This window comes from Sphingobium sp. PNB (assembly GCF_019873065.1).
Taxonomy (GTDB): domain Bacteria; phylum Pseudomonadota; class Alphaproteobacteria; order Sphingomonadales; family Sphingomonadaceae; genus Sphingobium; species Sphingobium fuliginis.
In genome coordinates, this window is the sequence record NZ_JAINEZ010000012.1 from 11,531 (window position 1) to 27,555 (window position 16,025).

General features: G+C 66.0%; 16 protein-coding genes and 1 tRNA gene. 7 read left to right on the forward strand and 10 right to left on the reverse strand.

What is annotated here, in order from left to right:
* Positions 1-87 precede the first annotated feature (87 nt).
* On the forward strand, positions 88-1,533 hold the full coding sequence (locus K7W03_RS06295) for a tetratricopeptide repeat protein (RefSeq protein ID WP_226869766.1): 1,446 nt from the start codon (positions 88-90) through the stop codon (positions 1,531-1,533).
* On the opposite strand, the gene K7W03_RS06300 is transcribed toward K7W03_RS06295, so the two are convergent.
* The 3 genes from K7W03_RS06300 to K7W03_RS06310 are packed head-to-tail and all read right to left on the reverse strand — an operon-like array spanning position 1,502 to position 4,554.
* Positions 1,502-1,672 (reverse strand): DUF1289 domain-containing protein, encoded by a 171-nt coding sequence (locus K7W03_RS06300; RefSeq protein ID WP_319024299.1) that lies wholly within the window; start codon positions 1,670-1,672, stop codon positions 1,502-1,504. The genes K7W03_RS06295 and K7W03_RS06300 overlap by 32 nt on opposite strands.
* On the reverse strand, positions 1,672-3,843 hold the full coding sequence (locus K7W03_RS06305; protein ID WP_222885820.1) for a primosomal protein N': 2,172 nt from the start codon (positions 3,841-3,843) through the stop codon (positions 1,672-1,674). The genes K7W03_RS06300 and K7W03_RS06305 overlap by 1 nt, the downstream gene beginning before the upstream one ends.
* 45 nt (positions 3,844-3,888) lie before the next feature.
* Positions 3,889-4,554: a DUF2490 domain-containing protein gene (locus K7W03_RS06310; RefSeq protein ID WP_222885821.1), complete on the reverse strand. Its 666-nt coding sequence runs from the start codon at positions 4,552-4,554 to the stop codon at positions 3,889-3,891.
* A 143-nt stretch (positions 4,555-4,697) separates the two neighbouring features.
* Between K7W03_RS06310 and fsa the strand changes: the two genes are divergently transcribed.
* From fsa to K7W03_RS06325, 3 genes are all read left to right on the forward strand, one after another.
* Entirely contained in the window at positions 4,698-5,351 is a 654-nt protein-coding gene (gene fsa / locus K7W03_RS06315) for a fructose-6-phosphate aldolase (RefSeq protein ID WP_025550461.1), read from the forward strand.
* Positions 5,352-5,456: 105 nt separating this feature from the next.
* The gene (locus K7W03_RS06320; protein ID WP_025550459.1) at positions 5,457-5,801 is read left to right on the forward strand and encodes an antibiotic biosynthesis monooxygenase family protein; all 345 of its coding nucleotides are present in this window, start codon (positions 5,457-5,459) and stop codon (positions 5,799-5,801) included.
* Between the two features lie 193 nt (positions 5,802-5,994).
* Positions 5,995-8,016 (forward strand): acyltransferase family protein, encoded by a 2,022-nt coding sequence (locus tag K7W03_RS06325; RefSeq protein WP_226869759.1) that lies wholly within the window; start codon positions 5,995-5,997, stop codon positions 8,014-8,016.
* Positions 8,017-8,028: 12 nt separating this feature from the next.
* Here K7W03_RS06325 and K7W03_RS06330 read toward each other — a convergent pair.
* A tRNA-Arg gene (locus K7W03_RS06330) sits at positions 8,029-8,105 on the reverse strand.
* 86 nt (positions 8,106-8,191) lie between these two features.
* Here K7W03_RS06330 and K7W03_RS06335 point away from each other — a divergent pair.
* Positions 8,192-8,911 carry a queuosine precursor transporter gene (locus K7W03_RS06335; protein WP_025550419.1) on the forward strand — a complete coding sequence of 240 codons (720 nt, stop codon included), beginning with the start codon at positions 8,192-8,194 and terminating at the stop codon, positions 8,909-8,911.
* 32 nt (positions 8,912-8,943) lie between these two features.
* Here K7W03_RS06335 and truA read toward each other — a convergent pair whose 3' ends face one another.
* Both truA and fmt read right to left on the reverse strand, forming a co-directional pair.
* Positions 8,944-9,690 (reverse strand): tRNA pseudouridine(38-40) synthase TruA, encoded by a 747-nt coding sequence (gene truA / locus K7W03_RS06340; protein WP_025550417.1) that lies wholly within the window; start codon positions 9,688-9,690, stop codon positions 8,944-8,946.
* Between the two features lie 4 nt (positions 9,691-9,694).
* Positions 9,695-10,603 carry a methionyl-tRNA formyltransferase gene (gene fmt / locus K7W03_RS06345; protein WP_222885822.1) on the reverse strand — a complete coding sequence of 303 codons (909 nt, stop codon included), beginning with the start codon at positions 10,601-10,603 and terminating at the stop codon, positions 9,695-9,697.
* Positions 10,604-10,728: 125 nt separating this feature from the next.
* On the opposite strand from fmt, the gene recR reads away from it, so the two are divergent.
* Both recR and def read left to right on the forward strand, forming a co-directional pair.
* Positions 10,729-11,325, forward strand: coding sequence for a recombination mediator RecR (recR, locus tag K7W03_RS06350; RefSeq protein WP_044661769.1), 597 nt, complete (start codon positions 10,729-10,731; stop codon positions 11,323-11,325).
* A gap of 48 nt (positions 11,326-11,373) precedes the next feature.
* Positions 11,374-11,904 (forward strand): peptide deformylase, encoded by a 531-nt coding sequence (def, locus tag K7W03_RS06355; RefSeq protein WP_048576188.1) that lies wholly within the window; start codon positions 11,374-11,376, stop codon positions 11,902-11,904.
* A gap of 192 nt (positions 11,905-12,096) precedes the next feature.
* Here def and K7W03_RS06360 read toward each other — a convergent pair whose 3' ends face one another.
* From K7W03_RS06360 to K7W03_RS06375, 4 genes are all read right to left on the reverse strand, one after another.
* Entirely contained in the window at positions 12,097-12,528 is a 432-nt protein-coding gene (locus tag K7W03_RS06360) for a DUF2147 domain-containing protein (protein ID WP_222885823.1), read from the reverse strand.
* Positions 12,529-12,661: 133 nt separating this feature from the next.
* Positions 12,662-13,654, reverse strand: a complete 993-nt coding sequence (locus K7W03_RS06365) for a type II secretion system F family protein (protein WP_025547806.1) — start codon at positions 13,652-13,654, stop codon at positions 12,662-12,664.
* A 13-nt stretch (positions 13,655-13,667) separates the two neighbouring features.
* A complete protein-coding gene (locus K7W03_RS06370; protein ID WP_137709264.1) occupies positions 13,668-14,666 on the reverse strand; it encodes a type II secretion system F family protein in 999 nt (332 codons plus the stop codon).
* Positions 14,667-14,737: 71 nt separating this feature from the next.
* Entirely contained in the window at positions 14,738-16,024 is a 1,287-nt protein-coding gene (locus K7W03_RS06375; RefSeq protein WP_044661772.1) for a pilus assembly protein CpaE, read from the reverse strand.
* Between the last annotated feature and the right edge of the window lies 1 nt (position 16,025).

Consider the following 16,025-nt stretch of genomic DNA (forward strand, 5'->3'; position numbering starts at 1 on the left):
CCGCCGGGGTTCAACGCCGTTGCAGGGGGTGGCGTGACGATTCGGGTGTTGAAGGGGCTGCTGCTCCTGGCGGGCGCGTTGGCGATCATGCCGGGTACGGCGCAGGCGGCGTGGTTGCAGGCGAACAGCCGGCATTTCACCATCATGAGCGACGGCAGCGAAGCCAGGCTGCATGAATTTGCCGAGAAGCTGGAAAAATTCGACGGCCTGTTGCGCCGCGTGACCGGCGTCGACGATCCGGAGGCGGGCAGCCCGGTCCATGTCTATCTTCTATCCAACGACGCCAAGGTGAAGGCGCTGGCGCGCAATCCCAATATCGGCGGTTTCTACACGACGTCGGATCGCTTCGCTTATGCCGTCCTGGCGCGGGGCGCGAAGACGAGCGATTATGATGTGGGTGCCGAGGACATATTGTTCCACGAATATACCCATCATTTCATGCTGCATCATTTCCCGGCGGCTTATCCGGCCTGGTATGTGGAGGGCTTCGCGGAATTTTTCTCCGCCGTGAAATTCCCCAAGGACGGGTCGATCCAGTTCGGCCGCATCCCGATGGCGCGGGCGCCCACGCTGGTGCAGGATTCGCCCTATCCGCTGAAGGACCTGTTCGCCCGCGATACGGACGGGCTGGGGCTGCGGGATGGGGATCGCTATTATGGCACGGCCTGGCTGCTCACCCATTATTTCCAGTATAAGGCCGACCGGCGGGCGGAAATCAGCCATTATCTGAAGGATCTGGCGGCCGGCGTGCCGGATATGAAGCTGGATGGCTATTTTGCCGGGGGCGTCGAGGGGCTGGAAAAGGACCTGAAGGCCTATATGCGCCGTCCCTTGTCGGCATCGCGGCTCGATCCCAGCGCAGTGACGGTGGGAGCCATCGCGATCGGCCCGGTCGATCCGGCGCAGGGTGCGCTGATCGAGGATGAATTGCGGCTGATGAACCATCCCCGCACAGAAGATTTGCCCGACATCGTCCGTGCGATCCGCGCCACCGCCGCCAAATTCCCGTCCAGCGCCTATGCGCTGGCGCTGCTGGCGGAGGCGGAGTGGGAGGCGGAGGAGAAGGCGGCGGCGCTGGCCGACGCCGATCGCGCGATCGCGCTCGATCCCGGACTGTCGCGGGCCTATAGCGCGCGGGCGCGGGCATTGCTGGAGCGGGCGCAGGACGATGACAAGGAGGAGGATTGGAAGGCTGCGTTGAAGGCCATCGTCAAGGCGAATCGCGCGGATACGGAAGACCCGGTGCCGCTGGCGCTGTTCTACCGCTATCATGCGATGAAGGGCGGGCTGATGCCGGACATCGGCTATGACGGCCTGGCCAAGGCCTTTCTGCTGCTGCCGCAAAGCCCGGAATATCGGATGACCTATGTGCAGGCCCTCGCATTCCGGGGGGACTATGCCAAGGCATCCCAACTGCTCGACCCGCTGGCCTATTCCCCGCACCCCTCCGGCACGCGGGACGCCGCGCTGGCGCTCAAGAAGCGCTTCGATGCCGAGGCCGCTAGGAAGAAAGCCTCTTCAACCGCTCCATGATCGCGCGGCGCTGGGCCTTGCTCATCCCTGCCCAGCGTCGGATTTCGTCCGTCGTGCGCCCGCAACCGGTGCAGATGCGCCCGGCCTTGTCGAGCCTGCAGATGTTGACGCAGGGGCTTTCCATGGGTGCTCGGGCCATCACATGAAGCTGTAGGGGTCGACGTCGACCGCCACCCTTGTGCCTGATTTCCAGCTGAGGTTGCCCAGCCAGTCCCGGATTGCGTCCTGCACGTCGACCTGCCGCGTCGCGTGGATCAGCAGGCGGTGGCGGTGCCGCCCGCGCAGCACGGAAAGCGGGGCCGGGGCGGGGCCGTAGACGCGCATCCCGTCGATCGAGGGCGCGGACTTGCCGATCAGCCGCGCGACCTCGGCGGCTTCGTCCGCATCCTCGCTGGACACGATGATCGCGGCGAAGCGGCCGAAGGGCGGGGCGTTGGCGTGGCGGCGATTCTCCGTCTCCACCTCGTAGAAGCGCTCTGCATCGCCTGCGATCAGGGCCTTGATGACCTCTGCCTCCGGCATGCGGGTCTGGATGAAGACGCGGCCCGGTTTCTGCCCGCGCCCGGCGCGTCCGGCGACCTGCACGATCTGCTGGAAGGTGCGTTCCGACGCGCGCAGGTCGCCGCCTTCGAGGCCCAGATCGGCATCGATCACGCCCACCAGCGTCAGGTTGGGGAAGTGATAGCCCTTGGTGACGAGCTGCGTGCCGATGATGATGTCGACCGCGCCGGCCTCCACCGACTTCACGAATTCCGCGACCTTGGCGGGCGACCAGAGCGTGTCGGAGGTGACGATGGCGGTGCGCGCATTGGGCCAGAGCGCCTTCACCTCGTCGGCGATGCGCTCGACGCCGGGACCGCAGGCGACCAGCGAATCCTCCTCCTTGCATTCCGGGCAGAAGCGCGGCGCGGGGATGACATGGCCGCAATGATGGCAGGCCAGGCGGTGGGTCAGCCGGTGCTCGACCATCCAGGCGGTGCAATTGGGGCATTGGAAGCGATAGCCGCAATGGCGGCAGAGCGTCAGCGGCGCATAGCCCCGCCGGTTGAGGAAGAGCAGGCTCTGCTCGCCCTTTTCCATCGTCTCGTCGATGGCGCGCACCAGCGGCGGCGCGATCCAGCGGCCGCGCTCCGGCGGGTCGGTGAGCAGGTTGATGCCCTCTATGTCCGGCATGGCCGCGCCGCCGAAGCGGGAAGGCAGCTTGATTTCCCTGTAGCGGCCAAGCTCGACCTGATGCCGCGTCTCTATGGCGGGGGTGGCGGAGGCGAGGATGACCGGGAATTTCTCTATAAGGCCGCGCATCACCGCCACGTCGCGGGCATGATAGTGGACGCCATCCTCCTGCTTGAAGCTCGCCTCATGCGCTTCGTCCACCACGATCAGGCCCAGATTGGGATAGGGCAGGAACAGGGCGGAGCGGGCGCCGACCACCACCGACGCCTCGCCCGCCGCGATCGCCCGCCAGGCGCGCCGCCGCTCGCTCTGGCGCAGGCCGCTGTGCCAGTTGACGGGGACCGTGCCGAAGCGCTTTTCGAAACGCTCCAGAAAGGGCTCGGTCAGCGCGATCTCGGGGAGCAGCACCAGCACCTGCCGTCCCTCGCGGATAGCGGCGGCGATAGCTTCGAAATAGACTTCCGTCTTGCCCGATCCGGTCACGCCGTCGAGCAGGAAGGGGGCGAAGGCCCGTTCCCTGACCGCTTCGATGAACTGGTCGGCGGCCGCGCCTTGCCCGTCGGACAGCAGCGGCGGGGCATGATCGGGATTCGGCATGGGGAAGGGGGTGTCGACGCTGACCTCCACCGCTTCGAAGGCGCCCGCCTTGATGAGGCCGCGGATCACCGCGTCGCTGACTCCGCCGATCATCGCCAGCTCGCGGATCAGCCCCTGCCGTTCGCCGATGCGCTCCATCGCCTGGGTGCGCTGTTCGGTCATGCGGTCAGGAAGGTCGCCCGTGGCGCGATATTCGATGACGGTGCGCGCGCCCTCCAGCGCCGCCATGGACGCCAGAGTCATGCGCAGCACGGCGGCGATGGGGGCGAGATAATAGTCCGCCGTCCACTCGATCAGGCGGCGCAGCGTCTCCGGCACCGGGGGCGCGTCGACCGGGCCGACGATGTTACGCAGGCGGTTGTCGCCCACCGTCTCGATTTCGGGAAAGCTGTCCTCGTCCCACACCACGCCGACGATCTGGCGCGGACCCAGCGGCGCGACGACGATGCTGCCGGGCTTGACGTTCATCCCATGCGGCACGCGATAGTCCAGCGGCCCCAGGGCGGCGTTCAGCAGGATGACACGGGCGCGCGAACTCATTGCCCTCTCCCTAATGGCAGGGGCGGGCGAGGCAAGGCAGAAGCGTCAGATCTTCCAGCTCAATGTCAGCCAGGGGATATGCGCCACCGCATCGGTGCGGCTCTCGCGGAACGTCTGCTGCCGCATATAGAGCAATTGCGCGTCCAGCGCCCTGCCGATCGGATGGCGCAGGCCGATCTGGTTGCGCATGACGGCGAGGCCCATCTTGTCGCCCGGGCGGGCGCGGTTCAGGTGGAACATCAGCTCGGCCGCCGCGATCAGCGTCCATCGCTTCGCCGCGTCGAGCGGCACCGAGGCCTGCGCCCGCTGCCGCAGCCGCCAGCTTACGCTGTCGGCGGTATCGAAAAAGCGTTGTTCGATGCGGGTGCGGCTCATCCAGATGCCTTTCGTCAGCGTCACCTGCTGGAACAGCCGCATTTCCTGTTCCGGTTCGGAGCGGAAAAAGGCGAGGCCGCCGCCGATCTGCACCGCCCTGGCGACGCGATGGTCGATCAGGACGCGCACCGTCTGCTGCCCGCCATTGGAGGATGCCTGGCGGAAGCGCTGGCTGAGGTCGAGCGACACAAGGTCCGCATCGCTTGCCTGCACGACCAGCGATTCGGTCGTCCACAGTTGATTTTCCTGGCTGGCGGCTAAGGCGGGCGAGGCGGCCAGGAGGCCGACGGGGATCAGCGCGTCCGATATGTGGCGGGGACGCTGGCGGCGGGGCATGGATCGGTCCTTTGGAAAGGTGCCGCCGTCATAATGTTGCGCCGGGCGGAAGGTAAAGGGGCAGCCTCCGGCAATAATGGCTAATCCGTCATGGAGCCGCTAAAGGAAACGCGATTCGTCCCTTCCTCTGCCGGAGCAGATCCATGAAGTTCTTCGTCGACACCGCCGACACCAATGAAATCCGCGAACTCGCCGCCACCGGCCTGCTGGACGGCGTCACCACCAACCCCTCGCTGATCCACAAGTCGGGCCGCAAGTTCCTGGAGGTGGTGGAGGAAATCTGCGGCATCGTGGAAGGCCCCGTGTCGGCGGAGGTCGTCGCGCTCGACCATGAGACGATGATGAAGGAAGCCGCGGTCTTGCGGAAGATCGCCGGCAATGTCTGCATCAAGGTGCCGCTGACGATCGATGGCCTCAAGACCTGCAAGGCGCTGACTGGGGATGGCGTGATGGTGAACGTCACCCTCTGCTTCTCGGCCAATCAGGCGCTGCTGGCGGCCAAGGCGGGCGCGACCTTCATCTCGCCCTTCGTCGGGCGACATGACGACAATGGCTTCGACGGCATGAAGCTGATCGAGGACATCCGCCTGATCTACGACAATTATTCCTTCGCCACGGAAATCCTGGTCGCAAGCGTGCGTCACCCGATCCATGTGCTGGAAAGCGCGAAGATCGGCGCCGACGTGATGACCGCGCCGCCGTCCGTCATCAAGGCGCTGTTCAACCATGTGCTGACCGAGAAGGGCATTGCCGGCTTCCTGGCGGACTGGGAAAAGACCGGCCAGTCGGTCCTCTGATCCGAGTTGGGGGTTTGAGGAAGGGCGCGCAGGCCGGTCCTGCGCGCCTTTTTTGTCGCAACCTTCGCCGGGGAGCGTCATTCTCCTGCGCAAAGGAGAGGCACGATGTTCGTCGCGGTCTATTGGTGGCGCGTTCACCCCGGCAAGGAGGATCAGTTCCGCAAGGCCTGGCGCCGGGGAACCGACCTGATCCGCGAGAAATATGGCAGCTATGGTTCGCGCCTGCATCGTGATGCCGACGGGCGCTTCGTCGGCTATGCCGAATGGCCGGACGAGGCGAGCTGGCGCGCGGCTTTCGATCAGAAGATGGTCTATGACGATCCCGAGACGCGCGCCGCCTTCGTCGACGCCATAGCGGAGGTGCCGCCGGACGCCGATCCCATCTTCACCATGACGGTGACCGACGACCTGCTGTTGCGTTCAGCGGAAGGGCGTGGCGGCGGCGACTGACCGATCGGACTAGGCGCGCCTCCCTTGCGCGTCCCTTCCTTGCGTCTTCCAGCCAGCCCCCTAACACCTTTGACCCTGGCGGCTGTCCCGATGCGCCGATGCGCCGGTCGAGACAGGCTCTATCACCATCAGCGCCTGCCAGATCCCGGAAAAGAGGAGGGAAAGCATCGCCGCCAGCGCATCCTGTCCGGCCTTGCCCGCGCCGTCCGCGCTGGAGGCCAGCCCGTCCGTTGCCTATCGGCGCGACATCGATGGGCTGCGCGCATTGGCGGTGCTGCCGGTGCTGTTCTATCATGTCCGCCTCTGGCCCTTTTCCGGAGGTTTCGTTGGCGTCGACATCTTCTTCGTCATCTCCGGCTATCTGATCGCCTCGATCGTTGCGCGGGAGCTGGCGGAAGGCCGGTTCAGCCTCACCGATTTCTATGTGCGGCGCATCCGCCGGATATTCCCCGCCCTGTTCGCGACCATCGCCGTCACCATCATCGCCGGCAGCCAGATCCTGCTGCCGCTGGACTATCGCGCGCTTGGCCTGAGCGCCGCGGCGACGGTGCTGTTCGCCAGCAACCTCCATTTCGCGCGGCATAGCGGCTATTTCGGCAGCGCCGCGGAAGAAGCGCCGCTGCTGCACACATGGTCGCTGGCGGTGGAGGAGCAATTCTACATCCTCTTCCCGCTGCTGATGCTGTGTGCCTTTCGGACGGGCGGGCGGACGCGGCTCCTGCTGGGGGTGGTGGCGCTTCTGTCCTTCGCCACGGCGCTGCTGCTGGTCGACCGTGCGCCGGTGCTGGCCTTCTACCTTCCCTTTCCCCGCGCCTGGGAGTTGCTGGCGGGCGCGTTGCTGGCAACGGATATGTTGCCGCCGCTGCGGAACCGTTGGGCGGCGCAGCTCTGCGCGCTGGCGGGGGTGGCGTCGATCGGCTGGGCGCTGTTCGGCTTTTCCAGCGCGACGGCCTTTCCGGGGCTGAACGCGCTTTACCCGGTGCTGGGGGCGCTACTGATCCTGCATGCAGGGCAGAGCGGGTCGGCGGTCAGCCATCTGCTGGGCGGCGCGGTGCCCGTGGCGGTCGGCCGCATCTCCTATTCGCTCTATCTGTGGCATTGGCCGCTTGTCGTCTTCTGGACCTATCGCACGGACGGCGATTGGCGGTTGCGGGAGCAGTTGCTCATCATCCTGCTCTCGCTCCTCCTCGCCGCTTTCTCCTGGCGCTTCATTGAGGAGCCGTTCCGCCGGGCTCGTCGCTTCACGGCAGGCCGCGCCTTCGCGCTCGCCGGCGCGATGATGGCGGCGGGGTGCGGAGCGGGCGCGCTGCTCTACCTGTCCGGCGGCCTGCCCGCGCGAGTGGCGCCCTCCGTCGCCGCGCTCGATGCGGCGAGCCGGAGCATGGCCTATCTGCCGGAGCGCTGTTCGGGCATGGCGGCGGTGCGGCACCGGGTGCTGTGCGCGGTGGGCGCGCATAACGGCACGGCGCCCAGTTTCCTGCTCTGGGGCGATTCCCACGCCCATGCGCTGAAACCCGCATTCGATCAGGCAGGCGATGCGCTGGGCCTTTCCGGACGGATCGCATCCTACCCCGCCTGTCCCACCCTGCTGGGGCTGGATCGGCTGGACCAGCCCGCCAGCCATGATTGCAGCGCCTTCAACGCGCAGGTGCTGGCGATGCTGCGCGACAGTCCGACGATCCACGCGGTCTTCCTGGTGTCCCGCTGGGGCCTGTGCGCCAATGGACGCCGTCCCGAAGGCGGGACGCCCTGCTATCTCGGCCGGGACGGGAATGACGACCGGAGCCTCAAGCGCGACGCCTTGCTGTTTCGCGCGGGGCTGAAGGAAACGGTGCGGACACTGACCGGCATGGGCAAGCGGGTCATATTGGTCGCGCCCATTCCGGAATTCCGCCGCAACGTGCCGGAAAGCCTTGCGCGGGCGGAACTCTACAGCGAACCGGCGCAACTGGACCTGCCGCTGGCGGATTATCTGCGGCGGCAGCGCGACGTGTTCGGCGCCTTCGACGAGATGCGGCGGCGCTTCGCGGCCGGCGTCGTCTATCCGCACCGCCTGCTCTGCGGCACCGGCCATTGCGCGACGATGATGCATGGCGTGCCGCTTTATTCCGACGACGACCATCTGTCGCGGCAGGGCAGCCTGCTGCTGAGCGGCATGGTCCATGAAGCGATGCGGCCGATCCGGGAACGGGCCGGCCGCCCCGAAAAGCGCTGAACTGGCGCAAAATGGCGACCCCGACAGGATTCGAACCTGTGACCATTCGCTTAGAAGGCGAATGCTCTATCCAGCTGAGCTACGGGGCCGTCGGCGCGTTCGATAGCGGGGCTTTGACCGGCTTGCAATCATGGGCGGCATTGCATTTGCGCGCCGGCCCGATATGCAGGGGCGCATGAGCGATGCGGGGGTAAGGAAAATCGACGCCTATGCGCTGGGTGCGCGCCCATTGCGCTATTTCGATTTCTGCATGGCCGGTTTCGTCGCGATCCTGCTGCTGTCCAACCTGATCGGCGCGGCGAAGCTGTCGACGCTGGGCGGCTTCACCTTTGGCGCGGGCATCCTCTTCTTTCCTTTGGGCTATGTGCTGGGCGACGTGCTGACGGAAGTCTATGGCTATGCGCGGGCGCGGCGATGCGTCTGGGCGGGCTTTGGCGCAATGCTGTTCATGGCGCTGATGAGCTGGGTGGTGGTGAAGCTGCCTCCGGCGGAGGGATGGCCGGACCAGAAGGCCTATGAGGCCGTGTTCGGCAGCACGTGGCGCATCGTCTTCGCCTCCGTCACCGCCTTCTGGGCGGGGGAGTTCGCCAACAGCTTCGTCCTCGCCAAGATGAAGCTGCTGACGCAGGGCAGGCATTTGTGGATGCGGACCATCGGATCGACGGTAGTGGGGCAGGGGGTGGACAGCCTGCTTTTCTATCCGCTCGCCTTTTATGGAGACTGGACCAACGCGCAGGTGGCGACGGTGATGGTCACCAACTGGCTGATGAAGGTGACGTGGGAAGCGGTGCTGACGCCCGTGACCTATGTGGTGGTCAATCGCCTCAAGCGCGCGGAGGGGTTGGACGTTTTCGACGAGGGCACGAATTTCACGCCGTTCCGGGCAAGCCTCTAGGATGTAGTGTTCCTGCCTGCGCAGGAGCATGATTACTCGCCCGGGTAACGCGCCCTCACGAAGTAGAGTCCGTCGGGCGGCGCGTTCAATCCCAGGGCCGCCCGGTCCTTCGCGTCCCGCGCCGCCTCCAGATCGCCTATCGACCAGCGCCCCATGCCCACCATGGCAAGGCATCCCACCATCGACCGCACCTGATGGTGCAGGAAGGACCGCGCCTCCGCATGGATGGCGAGGCGGTCGCCCGCACGCTCCACATCCAGCCGGTCCAGCGTCTTCACCGGACTTTCCGCCTGGCAGTGGACCGAGCGGAAGGTCGTGAAGTCGTGCCGACCGACCAGCAGTTGCGCGGCCTGCTGCATCGCGTCCGCATCCAGCGGCTGGATCACCCGCCAGACCAGCCCATTTTCCCAGGTCAGCGGGGCGCGGCGGTTGGCGATGCGATAGACATAGGAGCGGCCGGTGCAGGAGAAGCGCGCATGCCAGTCGTCCGCCACGGCCTCGCAGGCAAGGATCGCGACCGGCGCCGGCCGGAGAAGCGCGTTCAGCGCCTCCATCAGGCGGAAGGACGCGATGTCCTTCGCAATGTCGGCATGGGCGCGCATGCCAAGGCCGTGGACGCCGGCATCGGTCCGCCCCGCCGCATGGACCGCGACCTGTTCGCCCGTGACGGCGAAGATGGCGTCCTCCATCGCCTGCTGCACGCTCGGCCCATGGGCCTGCCGCTGCCAGCCCATGAAGGGGCGGCCATCGAATTCGACGGTGAAGGCGAAACGGGTCATGGGGTCAGGCGTCGATCCGGCTGCCGGCGGGCATGTCATAGCCGCGCAGCAATTCGCCCGCCGACATCGCGCCCTTGCCCGCGCGCTGGATCAGCGTCGGGCGGATGCTGCCATGGCCGCAGCCGATCAGCAGGCTGTTGTCGAGCAACTCGCCCCCCGGGCCGTCATTCTCCTCGACATGGGCGGCGAGGATGCGGAACCGTTCGCCGCGATATTCGAAGAAGGCGCCCGGCATGGGGTTGAAGGCGCGCACCTGCCGTTCGACCTGATGCGCGTCGCGGCTGAAATCGATCCGCGATTCCGCCTTTTCGATCTTGGAGGCGTAGGTGACGCCTTCCTCCGGCTGGGCGACCGGCGGGTGGAGAGAGAGGTCGTCCAGCACCTCCACCATCAGTTCCGCGCCGGCTTCGGCCAGTTCCTGCGTCAGCGCGCCGGCGGTCTTGTCCTCTATGGGCGTCACATGCTTGGCGCGCATCGGGCCGGTGTCCAGCCCTGCCTCCATGTCCATGATGGTGACCCCCGTGACATTGTCGCCAGCGAGGATGGCGCGCTGAATCGGCGCAGCGCCGCGCCAGCGAGGCAGGAGGGAAGCGTGGATGTTCATGCAGCCCAGGCGCGGCGCCTCCAGGATCGGGCGAGGCAGGATCAGGCCATAGGCGGCGACCACGGCCACATCGGCGTTCAGCGCGGCGAAGGCGGCCTGCACCCCGGCATCCTTCAGCGAAACCGGCGTGCGCGCCTCTATGCCCATTTCCAGCGCCCTCGCATGGACGGGGGACGGACGGAGCGCCTTGCCGCGTCCGGCCGGGCGGGGCGGCTGGCTGTAGGCGGCGACGATGTCATGCCCGGCCTTTGCCAATGCCGCCAGGGCCGGCACGGCGAAATCCGGGGTTCCCATATAAACGATGCGCATGGCGGGCCTTTTGTTGGGTTTCGGCGCCGGCCGGCGCCGCCTCTGAAATGCGCTGGGAGGCGTATTTCCGAAGACGCCTCTCAAACCCCTTGTGTCCGCGACTTGCAAGCCCTTATTCCGGTTCCATGGCTTCTCCCGAGATCGAAGCGCTGACGCAGGCGCTGTCCCGCCTGCCCGGCCTTGGCCCGCGTTCGGCGCGGCGTGCCGTGCTGCACCTGCTCAAGAAGCGGGAATCCGCGCTGGAGCCGCTGCTGCGCGCCCTGGATGCGGTGAACGAGCGGCTGGTGACATGCAGCCTGTGCGGCAATGTCGATACCGTCGATCCCTGCGGCATCTGCGCCGATCCGCGCCGGGATGCGCGGGCGCTTTGCGTCGTGGAGGATGTTGCGGACCTGTGGGCGCTCGACAAGTCGCGACTGTTCCCGGGGCGATTCCATGTGCTGGGCGGTCGGCTGTCTGCGCTGGAAGGCGTGCGTCCGGAGGACCTGTCCATCGATGCGCTGGTCGCGCGGGTGGAGGCCGGCGGCATAGACGAGGTGGTTTTGGCGATGAACGCGACGCTGGAGGGACAGACCACCGCCCATTATCTGGCCGAACGGCTGGAGCGTTTTCCCGTGCGCCTGACGCAACTGGCGCATGGCGTGCCGGTGGGCGGGGAACTGGACTATCTGGACGAGGGGACATTGGCCCAGGCGCTGAGGGCGCGGCGTCCCGTCGGGTGAATGTGGCGGTCGCTTGAAATTTTCCGGCCGTCCGATTATTTTGGCTCCATGGCCATTCTTCCCATCCTGGAGGCGCCCGATCCGCGCCTGCGTACCATCTCGTCTCCGGTGGAGGCGATCGATGACGATTTGCAGCGTCTGATCGACGACATGTTCGAAACCATGTACGACGCGCCGGGCATCGGCCTGGCCGCGATCCAGGTGGGCGTGCCCAAGCGGGTGCTGGTGATCGACCTGCAGGAACCCGAATCCGATGAGGAGGGCGCGCCGCCGGTCAGGAAGCCGATGGTGTTCATCAATCCGGAAATCCTGGAAGGATCGGAGGACCTGTCGGTCTATAATGAGGGTTGCCTGTCCGTCCCCGACCAGTTTGCGGAAGTGGAGCGGCCGGCGAGCATCCGCGCGAGCTGGATGGACAGGGACGGACGCATCCATGAGGAGCGGCTGGAAGGGTTGCTGGCCACCTGCCTCCAGCATGAGATGGATCATCTGCAGGGCGTGTTGTTCATCGACCATCTGTCGCGGTTGAAGCGGGACATGCTGATGAAGAAGCTGACCAAGGCGCGCAAGGCGGCCTGATCCTCGCGGCAGTGCTGAAACGAAATGCCCCGGCCAAGGCCGGGGCATTTCGTTTTTTGGGCGGGAGGCGGAGGGTGAGCGTAGCGAGTTTCCGGCTTGGCGGTTGGGAATCTCCGCAGATGTCGCACTGGCTCACCCCCTCCCGCCTGCGGAGGGGGAATGGCTGGCTTCATCCAAAAAGAGGTCAGCCGATCAGCGCACGGGCGTCCATGTATGGGTCTTGCAAAACATCATGATGCAACCCTGCACCTTCAACGTGCCGTCGCCGTTTCGGCTGACCTTGCTGTTATAGGTCTTGCCGCTTTCCGGATCGTAGATCGACCCTTTCCACAGATCGCCCGCGTCGGCAAAGCCGGTGAGCAGCGCCAGGCCGGTCAGCGGCTTGCCGCGCTGGGCCGGATCGGGGTTCTTGATGTCGGTCTGGGGGCGGCCGGGGGTGGGTTTCACGATCTTTTCTATCCGCCCGCAGAGCGTCTTGCCGCAGGGGGCGATCTGGACGATGGCCTTGCCGTCGACCGTGGCCCAGCGGCCGGTGATGGGCTGGGCGGCCTGCGCGGGCAGGGCGGCGAACAGGGGCAGGATGGGCAGCGCGGCGCGGACGGCGATGCGGGTGATGGCGACCATGGACCTCTCCGGATTTGCGTCTTTGCAAAAGGGGATAGGGCAGGATCGGCCGCTTCGCCAAGGCGGAAAATCAGCGGCTTTCGCAGGCGTTCGAAGGGACGCTACGGCAACGCGCCTGCGCCCCTTCAAAATTTTAGAAGGCCTGGCTGATCGAGCAGGCGGCCGGACCCAGGATGACGACGAACAGGGTCGGCAGGATGAAGAGAATCAGCGGCACGGTCATGATCGCGGGCAGGCGCGCGGCCTTTTCCTCGGCACGCATCATGCGTTCGTGGCGGAATTCGGCGGACAGCACGCGCAGGGCCGAAGCCAGCGGCGTGCCGTATTTTTCCGTCTGGATCATGGTCGTGACCACGCCCTTGATCGCGTCCAGCTTGACGCGGGTGGCCAGGTTCTCGAAGGCCATGCGCCGCTCCGTAAGGAAGCTGAGTTCGATGGCGGTCAGGTGGAATTCATCGCCCAGTTCCGGATAGGCCTTGCCCAGTTCACGGGCGACGCGGCTGAAGGCGGCGTCGACGGTCAATCCAGCCTCGGCGCAGATCACCAGCAGGTCCAGCGCGTCGGGCAGCCCCTTGCGGATCGCGGCGGAACGCTTCTGGATCTTGTTGTCGATGAAGATGTCGGGCGCCTTGTAGGACAGCAGCAACGCGCCGGCGAACGCCATGAAGCGCTTCGCGCCGCCCCATTCGGGGAAGATGCCCACCGCATAGAGCAGCAGCGCCGCCATGCCGCCGATGACGATCGGCAGGATCATGCGGCCGAAGATCACCGCGACCGCCCAGTCCTTCGACCGGATGCCGGCCTGGGCCAGCTTGATCTGCGCTTCCTTGAGCTGATCGTCCTGCAGCACCTTCAGGCTGGAGAGGAGCGACCGCATCTGGTCGGTCGTCTGGTTCTTCTTCACCAGCTTGGCGCGGCGGCGCGCGGTGGAGGCGGTGATGCCGGCCTTCAGCTGTTCGCGCCGTTCGTTGAGCGCCTTGACGCGCTTTGCCATCGGATCGCGCACGGTCATGACCGCATAAAGCGCGAACAGCGTCGCCAGTGTCGCCAGGGCGGCGAGCAGCGTGCCGAAATCGGTGGCGGTCAGGCCGAAGAGGGTGCCGGCGGGGACGGGTGTGCTTTCCATCTTGTCGGCTTCCTCAGATTTCGAAGTTGATCATCTGCGCCATGATGAAGGCGCCGATCGCCATCCAGCACATGCCGCCGATGCCGACCACCTGCATGGTCGAAAGGCCGAATATCCCGGCCGGGTCGGGCGTGAAGAAGGGCGACATATAATCGTAGTTGATGTAGCAGATCAGGCCGAATACCGTGAAAGGCAGCACGCCGATAATATAGGCCGACGCCTTGGATTCCGAGGACATCGCCCGGATCTTGAGCTTCATCTGCGCGCGCTGGCGCAGCACGTTGGCGAGGTTGGACAGGGTTTCCGCCAGATTGCCGCCGGTTTCGCGCTGGATCGCCAGGCTGATGACGAAGAATTGGAACTCGGGCGTGCCCAGCCGGTCGGCGGTCTCCTGCAACGCCTGATCCATGGTCTTGCCGATCTTGATGCGTTCGGTGATCAGCTTGAATTCCTCGCCCACCGGTCCCGGCACTTCGCTCGACACGACGTTCAGCGTCTCGGCAATGGGAAGGCCCGAGCGCAGGCCCCGGGTCAGCAGTTCCAATGCGTCTGGAAACTTGGCGTTGAATTTCAGCACGCGGCCCTTGATGAGCCGGCTGATCCACATATGCGGCAGGCCAAGCCCCGCCGCGAGGCCCAGCATCACGGCGAACAGTGGCGGGAATCCGCGCAGCATCAGCACGGCGGACAGCAGCAGGAAGATGACGGCGCAGGCGGTCATATACTGGCTGACGGTCCATTTCTTGCCGGTCATGCGGATACGCTTGGCGAGGTTTTCCGGATTGGGCACCAGGGACACCAGCATCGACGATTCATTGCCGGCCGGGCGGTTCGAGATCGCCTTGCGCATGCGCGCTTCCAATATGGCGTCGGTGGAATCGCTGTGCCGGCCGCGGATCAGTTCCATGCGGCGCTTCTGCGCCTTTTCGGGCGACGGGCCGCCAAAAGCCATGACGATCAGGCCCAGCATGGTTGCGAGCAGCACCGCCATCAGGATGATATTGCCGTTCATGTGCCTGCCCGTTTCTTATCCGGTTCCATCAAAGCGGCCATGCCGCCCCCAGGCGGCACGGCCCATCCTGTTCAGGCCGAAGCCTTGCCCTTGCGGCGCGAAGGGATCATGCTCTTGAGATCGCTGATCTTGCCCAGCAGGGAATCGCCCTTCTTCGACGAGGTCGCGCGGCCTTCATCGGCCTCCGCCTCCTCCGCCGCGCCCAATACCGCATCCAGCAGGGTGTTGCAGGCGGCCCCGACCTTGCTGCCCTTGGCCGTCTCCGCCAGCGTCTTGCCCAGCTTGGCGGCCTGCGATGCGACCTTGAGGTCGAAGGGGATCAGCACGTCCACCTTGCGCTCGATCGACTGTTCGAAATCCTTGCGGCTGATTTCCGGCGCGCCGGGGTGGACGCGGTTGGCGACGACCAGCACGCGCGACTGCGGGGCGTTGGTCTTGAGCCAGGACAGGATGCGGATCGAATCCCGCGCCGCCGCCAGCGTCAGTTCCGTGACCACGACGGTGACGTTCACGTCGCTCATCAGATGCGGATGCTGGATCAGCATGGCGCGCGGCAGGTCGATGACGCTGCATTCGAAAGCCGCGCGGAACTCCTCCAGCAACTGGTAGAAGGCGCCGCCGTCGGTCAGCAGGGGCTGGCTGATCGGCGCTTCAGCCGACAGGATCGCCAGCGTGTCGCTCGCGCGCACCATCGCGCGTTCGATGAACAGACCGTCGATGCGGCTGGGATTTTCGATCGCGTCGGTCAGGCCACGCCCCGGCTCCAGGTCCATCGCCAGCGCGTTGGTGCCGAAATGGACGTCCAGGTCGAGAAGGGCGGTCGGGCGCTGCCTCTTGTCGCTGAGCAGCCAGGCGAGCGAGGTTGCCAAGCTGGACGCGCCCACGCCGCCGCGCGTGCCGATGACCGCCGTGGTCATGTGCGGCCGTTCCGGCCCCGCATCGCGTGGCGCGAAGAATACGGCCTGCGCCTGCGCCAGCGCGTCGCGCAACTGGTCCGCGCCGAAGGGCTTCAGCAGATAGTCCTGGATGCCGCTGGCCAGCAGGTCGCGATAGAGGCGCACGTCATTGACCTGGCCTGCCGCGATGACGACCGTGCCGGGTTCGCACACTTCGGCCAGGCTGTTGATGTCATTCAGCGGATCGCCGCTTTCCGACATGTCGATGAACAGGATCTGTGGCGAAGCGGTGATCGACAGGGACTGCACGGCGTTGCGCATGCCGCCCTTGTTCACCTTTTCCGGCGCCCAGCCCATTTCCGCCGCGACGACGCGCAGCAGGTCGAAACTGTGATCGTCGCAGACGAAGGCATGGAAGGGGTCACGCTGACCGGAGGCGCCGGGTTTCCAGGGTGCGTTCATG